The organism is Knoellia sp. LjRoot47, from assembly GCF_964253435.1.
In the GTDB taxonomy this organism is placed as follows: Bacteria; Actinomycetota; Actinomycetes; order Actinomycetales; family Dermatophilaceae; genus Knoellia.
This window is the reverse complement of the sequence record NZ_CAXUQS020000001.1, coordinates 2,061,771-2,074,044: the sequence shown is the minus strand read 5'-3', so window position 1 is coordinate 2,074,044 and position 12,274 is coordinate 2,061,771. Positions and strand designations below refer to the sequence as shown.

General features: G+C 64.0%; 9 protein-coding genes and 1 pseudogene. 8 read left to right on the top strand and 2 right to left on the bottom strand.

All coding sequences use genetic code 11. The features are described from left to right. Positions 1 to 74 precede the first annotated feature (74 nt). Together ACSQ11_RS10080 and ACSQ11_RS10075 are read right to left on the bottom strand one after the other, a co-directional pair. Positions 75 to 344: pseudogene (locus ACSQ11_RS10080) on the bottom strand (Wzz/FepE/Etk N-terminal domain-containing protein); the annotation flags it as partial. 155 nt (positions 345 to 499) lie between these two features. Next, positions 500 to 2,188: an N-acetylmuramoyl-L-alanine amidase family protein gene (locus ACSQ11_RS10075; protein ID WP_436004999.1), complete on the bottom strand. Its 1,689-nt coding sequence runs from the start codon at positions 2,186 to 2,188 to the stop codon at positions 500 to 502. 609 nt (positions 2,189 to 2,797) lie between these two features. Here ACSQ11_RS10075 and ACSQ11_RS10070 point away from each other — a divergent pair. From ACSQ11_RS10070 to ACSQ11_RS10035, 8 genes are all read left to right on the top strand, one after another. Further along, a complete protein-coding gene (locus ACSQ11_RS10070) occupies positions 2,798 to 4,609 on the top strand; it encodes a polysaccharide biosynthesis protein (protein WP_436004998.1) in 1,812 nt (603 codons plus the stop codon). Positions 4,610 to 4,625: 16 nt separating this feature from the next. Then, positions 4,626 to 5,870 (top strand): DegT/DnrJ/EryC1/StrS family aminotransferase, encoded by a 1,245-nt coding sequence (locus ACSQ11_RS10065; protein ID WP_436004997.1) that lies wholly within the window; start codon positions 4,626 to 4,628, stop codon positions 5,868 to 5,870. Further along, positions 5,867 to 6,952 (top strand): ATP-grasp domain-containing protein, encoded by a 1,086-nt coding sequence (locus ACSQ11_RS10060; protein ID WP_436004996.1) that lies wholly within the window; start codon positions 5,867 to 5,869, stop codon positions 6,950 to 6,952. Before ACSQ11_RS10065 ends, ACSQ11_RS10060 begins: the two co-directional genes overlap by 4 nt. Next, the gene (locus ACSQ11_RS10055; protein WP_436004995.1) at positions 6,949 to 7,809 is read left to right on the top strand and encodes an NAD-dependent epimerase/dehydratase family protein; all 861 of its coding nucleotides are present in this window, start codon (positions 6,949 to 6,951) and stop codon (positions 7,807 to 7,809) included. Before ACSQ11_RS10060 ends, ACSQ11_RS10055 begins: the two co-directional genes overlap by 4 nt. Continuing rightward, entirely contained in the window at positions 7,806 to 8,399 is a 594-nt protein-coding gene (locus ACSQ11_RS10050; protein WP_436004994.1) for a sugar transferase, read from the top strand. The genes ACSQ11_RS10055 and ACSQ11_RS10050 overlap by 4 nt, the downstream gene beginning before the upstream one ends. Positions 8,400 to 8,634: 235 nt before the next feature. Beyond that, positions 8,635 to 9,624 (top strand): glycosyltransferase, encoded by a 990-nt coding sequence (locus tag ACSQ11_RS10045; RefSeq protein ID WP_436004993.1) that lies wholly within the window; start codon positions 8,635 to 8,637, stop codon positions 9,622 to 9,624. Then, positions 9,615 to 11,093: an O-antigen polysaccharide polymerase Wzy family protein gene (locus ACSQ11_RS10040; protein ID WP_436004992.1), complete on the top strand. Its 1,479-nt coding sequence runs from the start codon at positions 9,615 to 9,617 to the stop codon at positions 11,091 to 11,093. The genes ACSQ11_RS10045 and ACSQ11_RS10040 overlap by 10 nt, the downstream gene beginning before the upstream one ends. 58 nt (positions 11,094 to 11,151) lie before the next feature. After that, entirely contained in the window at positions 11,152 to 12,240 is a 1,089-nt protein-coding gene (locus ACSQ11_RS10035) for a glycosyltransferase (RefSeq protein WP_436004991.1), read from the top strand. The last annotated feature ends 34 nt before the right edge of the window (positions 12,241 to 12,274 follow it).

Here is a 12,274-nt window from a genome sequence, read left to right as displayed (position 1 = left end):
TCCGGAGGAGTGGTTGCGGAGATGTGGTCCGCGAGCGCCCCCGGCGTCGTGTCCACCCCAGCCTTCGAGATCACTGGGTCAAGGAGCTTCGGCGATTTCAGCAACTCGCTGTAGGACTTGACTCGCTGCTGGGTGAAGGTGCCGCCCTGTGCAAGTTGACTGCCGTTCGCAGTATCCGCCGTGGACACGAAGAACTGGGTGCTCGAGGTGTAGGAAGGCGTCGCGAGCAGCGTGACTGACGCGGCGACGGCGAGCACAGCCAGGGCCACCGCCAAGAAGGTCCGCCAGCGACGCCGCAGAATCTGCACATAGGCGATGGGGTCCAAGCGGGTTCCTAACGTCATCACGACCGGCGCGTTCCGGCCGCGCCCACCATACCGGCCAGCCGGCATTCGCTCTTCCTGGCGATCGGTCGCGCACGGCGGGGGCGCCGCGCACCGTCAGAAAGGTCAGCGGCGCCCCGCCCATGGAGGCTTATGACCACCTCTGGCTACACCCGTCAACGCGTAGCTACTCCCACGTTATAACTGGCGAAGTAGTACCACCGGCCGTCTATGTACTGATTGCCCAAAGCCGACGTGCCGCTCGTCCGATAGTAATGCCATGTCCCGTCTGAGTAATGCCACCCCGTGACCATGGCGCCATCGGTTCCGAAGTAATACCAAGACCCGCCGATGTTTCGATAACCGGTTACGTATTTCCCCGGACCCGGGACCGTGACGTACTTCTTGCCGTCCGGAGCCGTGATGAACTGCTCGACGGAGTAGTAGCCAGTTCCGCTGGACCACGTGACCGCGTCATAGGAGTCGACGATGAAGTGCACGCCCGCCAGTTTCAGCACGCCGGTCGACGGATCGAGATAGCGCCACTTTCCGTCGACATACTGCCAGCCATAAGCCTTCGTTCCCGTCGTTTGGCGAAGGTAGTACCAATTCCCGTCGATTTGCTGGAAGCCCTCTGCCATCGAGGCCGTCGTCGTTTCCCGAAAGTACCGAGTGAAACCGTCGACGGTATACCAACCTCGGGCGTAGTCCGCCGGACCCGCTATCGACATGAATGTCATGGCGTTCTCCTTGTACAGCTGGTCGATGCACTGCCCGTTGTGTTTGCAGTAGTTCCAGCTCGAACGACCAAGGGGCGGCTCATATATGGACTGCCAGCCATCTCGGACCATGAAGCCCGAACTCGGAATGAAGTAGAACCACGATCCGTTAATCTTCTGCCACCCGCGCGTCTCGGGCGTGAAGTGGTCGTACACCTTCGAGGCTTCACCGAAGTGCTTGTCTCGCTCGGTCAGCACGTCTTCCCACGCGGCCTCGGAGATTGACCCAAGATTCTGGTCGATGTAGTAAGTCGACCCACCAATCGAGACCTGCCCGAACACTGCGTAGCCCTCGGAGTCGAAGTAGTAGCGCTTCCCGTCGATATCGAACCACCCGTCTCGATGCCTGCTCGTGCTCGAGGTGAGGAACGCCCATCGGCTGGCTGCTGCTTCATAGCTCCAGCCGAGAGTAACGGCCGACTTGGACGCGCTGTCCCCCCAGGACCACATCAGGTCCAAGGGAAACCGTGCCGCTGAGTAGACCTGATAACGGTGCAGGTCGGTGGCATGCAGCGTTCGGCGACTTATGAGGTTCATCCCGGCGCTGGTGACCTCGGTTGCATCTGCGACCTCGAAGTAGCCATCGGACAAGATCTTCGTCACGAAAGCGGTGTGGCTCACCTGCTTCCAGATCGGCGCGCCCGCCGAGTCCACCTTCGGGTAGGCATGCCAGAACAATGCATCCCCGACCTTGACGTTCGAAAAGTCGGGTCGAGCGGCGAACCAGTAACCTCGATTGTAGGCCCACTCTCCCAAAGTGCTCGAAAGCATCCGGCGGTTGATGGTGTGATTCGGCTCCGTCAGCGTGGAGAAGGGCATGGTCGTGCCGAGATCGGAATAGTTCGACGCTGCGGAGGGGGTGTAAAGGCTCGTCGCGTACTTGATGCCTTCCAAAACGGCCTGAAGAAAGGACGAACAGTCGATGTCGTAGAGTCCGGCGGCGTCGGTCGTCGGTCGCGAACCGTATTTGAACAGATTTTGAGCGGCTCCGTACTTGAACTTGGAACGATTCTCGATCCAGTCGTCAATGAGGCTGTTCATCTGCGCCACCGCGCTCGCAGAATTCTCAACACGCTTCATGGGCATGCTGTGCGTCTCGGGGACAACAACACGCTTGTACACGAAGACTGTGGGTTCAGCATTGGCAGGCTGGCTCCCCCATACGCTGGCTACGAGTCCGCAAGCGATGACCGCTCCAACCGTCTGGCGAATTGAACGTGCACGCGACATGAGACCGACCTTCTTCTCTCGGTTCCCAACAGAGGAGCCCGTGGATCACGGGGCGATACGACTCAGCCTCTTCAACTTAACGGGACACAGGGAAAAGCGCGCGGCGAGATCTGACGACCCCCATGCACTAGGCCGCGACCAGCGCCTGCTCCCCTGCGGTCCCGCCGTGAGGACCAGGCATGGCGTTCCGCTGGCATTCCAGGCACACGCAAACCACCTCGTGAGCCGACGGCGGCCCAAGGGGTGGGCCGTCCCGACCGCCCAAGGAGACGCGGCCAGCCAGAACTAGGCCTCGAAGGATCGCGTAGGACCTGTGTCTTAGGACACCACCGACATCAACTAGTCTGATCGGGGTCATCCGGGGGGCCATGCTCCCCACGCCCGACTCTCAGGCCCCCACCGACTCACGAAGGCACCGCTGTGCACGCGCCGTCCTCCCTCATTCGCCGAGAAGTCGCTGCTCAGTTGGGATGGGCCGTCGTCGACGGCTTCATTGTCCTCGCCGCCACCATCACGGCCGCTTGGCTCCGTTTCGACCTCGACGCCGACCTGGCAATTCAGCAGCCAGTGGTCGTCTTCGCCCTGCTTGCAACGGCCGCGCAAGTGCTGATCAGTCTGGCGCTGGACATCCTGTGGTTCGACCATCGTCGTGGTTCGTTCGAGGAGACCGCCCAAGTGGCGGCGAGCGTGTTGATCGTGGGAGGCCTACTCGTCTCGCTTCGAGTCTTCAGCGACCTTTTCACCGTTCCCCGCAGTCTCCCCCTGGTCGCGCCAGTCATTGCCCTCGTCGGCATGTTCGCGCTTCGATTCATCGTGCGTTCCTATCGCTGGGGCGTTCCAGACCTCGGCGAGGGCGACGTCCCCGTCATCGTCTACGGCGCAGGTGAAGGGGGTCGCCAACTCCTTCGAGCCCTGTCCCGCGACGTCACGTCCGACGGCAAATTCGTGCCTGTCGCCGTCGTCGATGACGATCCGCGCAAGAAACGAATGCCGTTGGAGGGTCTTCGGGTCACCGGTGGGTCCGACAAGATTGCGGACCTCGTCGGTCGCACCAAGGCGACAACGCTCGCGGTCGCAATGCCATCACTCCCCGCGGATCGGATGCGGGAGATCCGTGATCTCGCACGGGAGCTGGGTCTCGAGCTCCTGGTGCTCCCCCCCGCGTCACGTCTGCTGGGACCCCCACGCGGTGCTGACCTTCGTCAGCTCAACCTGGAGGATCTTCTGGGACGCCAACGCATCACGATGGATGCTGCCTCGATCTCACAGTCGATCACAGGCAAACGCGTCCTGGTCACCGGAGCAGGCGGCTCGATCGGATCCGAGTTGGCGCGACAGATCGCCAAGTTCGGGCCCGCCAAGATGATCCTGCTAGATCGCGACGAGTCTGCCCTCCACAGCACACAGATGAGCCTGACGGGCAGGGCCCTTCTCGATGACGGCACGCTCGCTCTGTGCGACATCCGTGACCGAGAGGCTCTCAGCCGCATCTTCGAGGAGGAGCAACCGGAGGTCGTGTTCCATGCAGCGGCTCTGAAGCACCTCACCCTTCTCGAGCTGTTCCCACTGGAAGCATGGCAGACCAACGTCCTCGGAACGCGCAACGTCCTCGCCGCCGCGCACGACGCCGGCGTGCAGATCTTCGTCAACATCTCCACCGACAAGGCGGCGAACCCCCGGTCCGTGCTGGGTTACAGCAAGCGCATCGCCGAGCGACTCACCGCAGGCTTTGCGTCCTTCGACCAAGGCGTCTATGTGAGCGTTCGCTTCGGCAACGTCTTAGGGTCGCGAGGCTCGGTCATCGCGGCGTTCACAGCCCAGATCGAACAGGGTGGCCCGGTGACCGTGACGCATCCTGACGTGGAGCGCTACTTCATGCTCATTCCTGAAGCGTGTCAGTTGGTTCTGCAGGCCGCCGCCATCGGCCGCGACGGTGAGGTTATGGTCCTGGAGATGGGCGAACCGGTCAAGATTCTCGAGGTTGCGAAGACTCTGATCGAGCTTTCCGGCAGGCAGGATGTCGAGATCGTGTACACCGGCTTGCGCGGTGGCGAAAAGATGAGCGAGGAATTGTTCGCCGACGGCGAGCAGCTTCAGCGATCTCCTCACCCGCTGGTGAGCCACGTGGCCGTCCCCGCTATCTCGGCTGACGAGCTGCTGAAGGCGCCCACCCAGCTTCCCCTGGAAACACTGCGTTGGATGGCTCGCGAGAGCGGAGCCGGCACCGATGCAGATTCAGACGTCATGGCAGATTCGTCGCGCCAGTCGGGACCGTAAACCACTCCAGTAGAAGGTGCCCCAGACCATCGTTCTTGAATGGATGCCAAAGTTGAAACCTATCGCCTTCTCTCCGCCGGACATCCGCGAAGAGGACATCGACGCGGTCGCGGACGTCCTGCGCTCCGGATGGATCACCACCGGGCCGCGCACTCGGGAGTTCGAGATCGAGTTGGCCCAGCTGTCGGGTACGTCGGACTGCGTGGCCATGGCTTCCGCCACAGCCGCCATGGCCGCCGCACTCCGTGTCCTCGGTGTCGGACCGGGCGACGAGGTCATCGTCCCGGCCTACACGTACACCGCGTCGGCGAGCGTGGTCCATCACGTCGGCGCCCGAGCCGTGCTCGTGGATACCCCGGGACCCACCCCCCACCTGACTGCCGAACAGGTCGTTGGGGCGATCACCTCAAGGACCAAGGCGGTTATCGCCGTCGACCTCGCGGGTATCCCTGCCCCTTACCGGCCCATCTTCGAGGCCGTCGAAGCCCGACGGAGCGACTTCCGTCCAGCCGGCGAAGCACAGGAAGCCTTGGGCCGGATTGCGGTGGTCGCGGATGCAGCGCACTCGGTGGGTGCCATCGGGCCTGACGGGCAACCGGTTGGCTCCTTGGCCGACTTCACGTGCTACTCCTTCCACGCCGTGAAGAACTTGGCCACGGCCGAGGGTGGCGCCATTACGTGGCGCCGCGCTGAGGACATGGGATTCGAGTCGGACGACCTGTACCGGACAGTGCGTCGCGACAGCCTCCACGGACAGACCAAGGATGCGCTGTCGAAGAGCAAGGGCGGGTCGTGGGACTACGACATCCTCGATCTCGCGCAGAAGGCCAACATGACCGACGTCCAAGCGGCGCTGGGCGTCTCACAGCTCGGCCGGCTATCTGACATGCTGCATCGACGACGCGACATGCTGCGGCGCTACGCCGAGATGTTCGCGTCGACTGACCTTCGGTTGATGGACCACTTCTCCGAGGGAGTGTCCTCGGCCCACCTGGCCATGGCCTTTCTCCCCGAGCCGAACCAGGAACGGCGCGACGGAATCATCCTTAGGTTGGCCGACAGGGGCGTCGCAACGAATGTCCACTACAAGCCCCTGACACTGATGACGGCATACCGCAATCTCGGTTGGTCGCCGGTCAGCACTCCGCACGCAGTCGCAGCCTTCGAACGCGAGATCACCCTGCCGCTCCACACGCTTCTCACCGACGAGGACATCGACCGGGTCGGGCTCATGCTGCTCGAGGAGATGAGCCGTTCATGAAACGCGTACTCGTATTGGGCGCCGCGGCCGTTCAGGCTGATGCCGTCGCCGCAGCGCAGCGCCGTGGAGAGTCGGTGCATGTCTGCGCTGCTGACCCCGGCCCCGCCTCGGCTCTCGCAGACGCGCGGGCGGACTTCTCCTTCACGGATCGCGACCGCTTGGTTGACTATCTGACATCCCAACAGATCGACGTCGTGTACTCGGTGGGCTCGGATGTTGCCATGCCCGTCGTGGGATGGGTCGGCGAGACCTTCGGCCTCCCGCATCTCGTGGGCGAGGCCGTGGCAACGGCGTGCAACAACAAGACATTGATGCGAGCGATGCTGGCCGAGAGCGCGTTCCGAGGGAATCCGTGGTACGCCCGCGTCGGCCCGAATGACCCCCAGCCCTCTGTCGCGGGTTCCGTGATCGTCAAGCCCGCTGACTCGCAGGGCCAGCGAGGCATCACCCGTGTCGACGACAATGACCTCGGGGCCGCGCTCGTGAGAGCGCAGGAGGCTTCGAGGACCCAGACGGCAATCGTCGAGGAATGGCTGGAGGGGCCGGAGGTCTCGGTCAACAGCTATCTGGTGGCCGGGCGCCCGGTCTTCAACGCGGTGAGTGACCGGCACGTGTGGCCGGAGCACATCGGTCTCGTGAGCGGGCACACCATGCCCGCTTCCGCGATCGGGGAGCAGGCTGCCTCCGATGTGGCGACGATGGTGAACGAGGCAGCGACGCTGCTGGGGATCACCGACGGTCCGGTCTACGCGCAGGCCAAGGTCACCCGACACGGGGCCAAGTTGATTGAGATCTCCCCACGGCTCGACGGCTGTCACCTGTGGAAGCTTGTCCGGGCGTCCTACGGTGTGGATCTTCTCGATCTGACCTGGTCGCACCTCATCGACGGCACCCCACCGAGCGACATCTCGGCACGAAGCCAGGGAACATGGGACATCGACTTCACGTGTCAGGTCCCGGGCTCCGTCGCGGAGTATGACGATTCCCGCGTTACGCCCTACTACGCGCCGGGCGAGACCGTTCGCACGATCAACGGGCGTTACGAGAAGATCGGCTACCTCATCGCACCGCGAACCGCATGAAGATCGCCGTCAGCGGAGGATCCGGTGTCGTAGGTCGGGAGGTTGTGGCCGGCCTACGGCATACCGGGCACGAGGTGCTGGTTCTGGGACGCCCCCAGGGCGGGCGGCAGGGTGTCGTGGAGACGAATTACACGATGCCCCATTTGGTCGACATCCTGTCCGGCGTCGAGGCTGTGATCCATCTGGCCTGGCGGCGCGAGCCCAGCTCGCGGTTGGATCCGTGGTTCCCCGGTCTTGCGACGACGCAGAACCTGGTCGAGGCCGCGGTCGCCGTGGGTGCGAGCCGGTTTCTCGGGGCGAGCTCGATCGCGGTGTACTCCGGAACCGGCCCGTGGAGCGAAGACGACTCCGTTCGGCCGGCGACCGCGTACGGGCTCAGCAAGCACGTCGAAGAACAGGTCACCCGCCTCCTGGGCGAAGGGAGACTGAGCACGCTCTCGCTCCGGCTCGGCCACGTCTTCGCCGCGGACGAAGAGAACGACTACGCGGTCAATGCCTTCATCCGCCAGGCCGAGGCGGGTCTCCCGATCACGGTGACGGGCGATTCGGATCGCCGTCGCGACCTGGTCTATGTCGCTGATGTCAGCGACGCCTTCTGCTCTGCGCTCGCCCGTCCAGACGTCACAGGCGTACTCAACATCGGTTCGGGTTCCCCCGTGTCACTTGGCGAGTTCGCCGAAGCCGCAGCCGCGGCCTTCGGGGCGGACACCCACGTCAATCGGATGGACACCGCATGCGGCGGCGAAGGCGGCACCGAGCTCGACATCAGCCTGGCCAAGGACCGTCTGGGTTACCACCCGTCCTACGACGTTCGGCAGGCTCTCGTCGACATCGCCCGCCGCAGGAGGCAACGATGACGTTCTACCACCGGCACGGAAAAAGGGCCGTGGACATCTCCTTGGCCCTCGTGGGCCTACCTGTGCTGGGGCTGGTGGCGGCCGTCGCCGTCCCCGTCATCCGACGAGACGGCGGACCCGCCCTCTACAAGTCCACCCGACTCGGCAAGGACATGGCCGAGTTCACGATGTGGAAGTTCCGCAGCATGAGCGTCGGCGCTCCGGACATTCGAAATGCCGATGGGAGCACCTACAACTCTCCGAGCGACGCACGCGTGACGGCATTCGGCGCGTTCCTTCGCAAGACCTCGCTGGACGAGCTGCCGCAGATCGTCAACGTCCTCCGAGGTGAGATGAGCTTCGTCGGTCCTCGACCGAGCCCGACCGGGAATCAGAACCGTTACGACGACACGGCGCTGCGACGATTCGAGGTACGTCCTGGGATCACCGGCCTCGACCAGGTCCTCAACCGCAACTCCGCGGAGATCTCCGAGCGGTTCACGAACGACGCCAGGTACGTCGACTCTCGATCATTCCGACTCGACGTGTCCATACTTGCGAAGACCCTGCTGCGCGTTCAGTCGCAACAGGGGTTGCACCGCAATGGCTAGCCCTCGCAGTCTTCTGCTGCTGACCAACCGTTTCCCCTTCGGTACCGGAGAGGAGTATCTCGAGCTCGAGCTTCGCCACCTTGCATCGGAGTTCGACGAAATCGTCGTTGTTCCGTGCATGCAGACGTCCACTGAGGCACCTCGCGAGGTCCCTTCCAACGTCACCGTGATCAGGGCGCCTCTACCCGATCACCGACGGTCGTTGCCGAGCCTGGTGGCTCGAGGCACGCGCCGCTTGAGTCTCGGCCTCCGAGAGACCTCGAACCCGCTCCATCTGGCATACGAGACCTACTTCTTGGGCAGGTCCGAGGCCGTGACTCGTGCCATCGACGAAGCCTTGGGTGAGCACTTCTCCTCAAGGCAACCCGATGTCATCTACGCGTACTGGTTCTACCTGTGCGCCCGGGTCGCCGCTGATCTGCGAGCTCGACGTGGATGGCAGAGCCCGCTGGTCTCGCGGGCTCACGGTTACGACGTGAATGTCCACGCATCCCCCGTGAAGTACCTGCCACAGCGGCGTGCCCTCTTGGAAGAGGTGACCAGCGTCCACCCTGTCTCTGACGCCGCGACGAGGTATCTCACCACCACGTATCCGCACGCAGCCACGAAGGTCTCCACCAGACGGCTTGGGACGCCCCCTCCGAACGGGGCGGTGGCGGGTCGTCAGAAGCCCGCCACCATCGTCACATGCTCGATGATCCGCCCCCTGAAGCGACTTGACCTGGTCGGGGAAGCCGTGCAACTGCTTCGTGACCGGGGTCATGACGTGAGGTGGACACACGTGGGTTCCGGCGCCTCAGGCTATGCCTCCTCGCTGCGCAGCCGCTACGAAAATGCCGAGCATGTGAGTTTCCTCGGCTATGTCCCGAACCGTCGCATTTTCAAGGTCTACCAGGAGCTGCGACCAACGGCCTTCGTCAACATGTCCACGAGCGAAGGGGTACCGGTGTCGGTCATGGAGGCAATGGCTTGCGGTGTCCCTCCCATCGCGACGGATGTCGGTGGAACCGCCGAACTGCTGGGACCAGACCTAACTGACTGGCTACTTCCAGCCGACGCCGGTGCTGCACAACTGGCCGAGCGCCTGGAGACAAGGATCCTTGACGCGTCGCCTCGCGAGTACGAACTGCACCGCGAGGAAGCACGGGGCAGGTGGGCCCACACGGCTGACGGCGACCTGCTCTACAGAGCGTTCGCGTCTGAGCTGAGGGCGTTGTGCAGGTAGGAGCCGGTCCGGTTGGGACCACGCTCTCGACTGTCTGGGGCGTTGCGGCATCCCTTGTCCTTCTCGGCGCGGGCATTTGGACAGAGTCAGCCGTCCTGACGACCTATGCGACCCTGCTCCTCGCAACGGTGGTGGGCTTCGTGGCCTGGCTCGACCGCCGGCGCGCCTTTCCCCTGCTGGCGTTCGTCGTCTGCTTCGTCCTCTTTCTGATCAGCCGACAGGCGATCAACGCCACCTTTGGCACGCCACCGAACGCGGGCGGAGTGCTCGGTACAGACATCGCGAGTGAAGAGGCGCTGGTCCAGACGAACACGGCACTGTTCCTGGGTCTCTCCGGACTCCTCCTCGGATGGTTCGTGACCGGCGCCCCGGCGCCATCCTCGACCCCGTCCGACTCCCCGACGATGCCGGCCATCCGCAAGGCAGCAGCATTCCTCTTCGTCCTCACCATTCCCCTTCAGCTGTACACCATGTGGTCCGCCGCACGAATCATCTCGAGCTTGGGGTTCTTCGAAGGACGCCTCACCGCGGCCGCTGCCCCGGGCTACCTTCGCGTGGCGGAGGCCCTCTTCCACATCTCGTTCTTCGCCTATCTGGCAGCGCGTCCGTCGAAGCGAGGCGCACTCGTGTCCTGTGGCGCCTACGTACTCGTCGGAGCCTTCAGCCTCATCACCCTGGTCCGGTCAGAGTTCATTCTCAGCGTCGGCCTCGTAACCATGTATCTGTACCACCGCCAGCTCACCTATGACGAAAGGTGGTTCACGCGCTGGCGCGTGGTGGGCATGCTCGCACTCATGCCGTTCGCCCTGGCTGTGATGAATGCGGTGGGTTCACAGCGCGGGCGGCTCACGGCATCGGCTAGTGGATACCTCGCACCCGTTCTGGACTTCCTGCGCTCTCAGGGAGTGAGCGTCCGGGTCGTCGCCTCGGGCTATGAGTACTCTTCAGTCGTCCCAGAGGGTCGGTGGTACTCCTTCGGGCCCATGATCGAGTCAGCCCAGAAAGCCATCGCCCTGGCGACGGGATCCCAAGCACCCAGGCTGCAGGGCCAGAGTGCGGAACGGGCCATCGAGGGACACCAGTACGCACACACGATCAGCTACCTCATCGCCCCTTACGACTACGTCCGGGGCGTGGGTTACGGGTCGAGCTACATCGCCGAGCTCCTGGTCGACTTCGGAGCCATCGGCATCTTCGTGGGATCAGCGGTCTACGGGATTCTCCTCACACGTGCCACTCGGACGCTCGCCGGCGGGTTCCTAGCGACCTTCGCGACTCTCATGCTCCTTAAAGGTGCGCTTTTCGTTCCTAGGGGCAGCTACGTCCAGCCCTTGGTGGACCCGCTGTCCATCCCCAGCCTGGTGGCGCTCCCTCTCTTGGCGGCGACCGTCTATGTGGTACGAGCGGCCAGTCCGAGCGACCGACAACATCTTCGACAGACAAGGCGACGGCGTGCAGCCCATCCCTGATCCCCACCCCACTGTTGAGGCCCTCAACGGGCGCAGGCCGAGGCTCCTCTTCGTCGGGATGACAGAGAACCCTGGCGGGAAGGAGTCCTTTATCCTCGGCGCCTTCCGCGCGCTGCTCGACGACTACGAGTGCTGGTTCCTTGCCGACCGCGCGAAAATCGCGTACGAGGAAGAGATCCTCTCGTCCGGCGGGCGAGTCGTCCACGTGGCCGCGCGCGGACGGCATCCTGTGCGCCACTACGCCGACGTGCGCCGACTCTTCCGCACGACCGCCTTCGACGTGGTCTGGAGCCACCAGAGCGTGCTGAACACCCTGGCCCCCACAGTGAACGCTCACCGGCGCGGCGTGCCTGTCCGCATCGTCCACAGCCACTCCACCCGGAACATGGGGACGTTCGTGGCCGGCTGGCTGCACCCCGTCAACCAGCGGCTCCTCCGCATCCACGCCAACCTTCGCTTTGCGTGCTCCGCGGAAGCCGGCCGCTGGTTCTACGGAAGCTCCTCTTTCGAGGTCATCCCGAATGCCTTCAGCCTGGCTCCCTTCGTCCACGACTCCGCTCGCCGCACGGCCATGCGTAAAGAGCTGGGAGTCCCGCCGTCGGCAACCGTGATCGCTCACGTGGCTCGCTTCGGACCGGAGAAGAACCACCGACTGGTCATCGACGTGGTGAGCGAGCTCTCGGACCGCGGCGTGGATGTGCATGCGCTGCTCGTCGGGGATGGCGAGCTTCGGTCCGCGACCGAAGCTCTCGCCCGTTCAGCCGGATTGGCCGAGCGGATCCAATTCTTGGGTCGTCGGTCCGATGTGCCAGACCTGTTGCAGGCAGCCGACGTGGCGGTTCTGCCTTCCCTCTTCGAAGGCCTTCCCTACGCGATTCTCGAGGCTCAAGCTGCGTCCTTGCCGTCCGTGGTCTCGGACCGGGTCTCACGTGAGTGCGACGCGACTGGGACCGTAACATTCCTACCCCTCGACGCGCCGCAGGCAGAGTGGGCAGACGTCATCGAGCGGGTCACCGGAGCTGCGTATCATCGGATCGAGGGAGAGTCGCCCCTTGCCGGTACCCGGTTCGACAGCACCACCCTTCGCGCCGGCCTGATCACGTTGTTCGATCGGGCTGCGGGTGCCGGACGGGCCCGTCAGAGCTGATGAGGCTACCTCTTCCGGGACAGTTTGCTCGAAA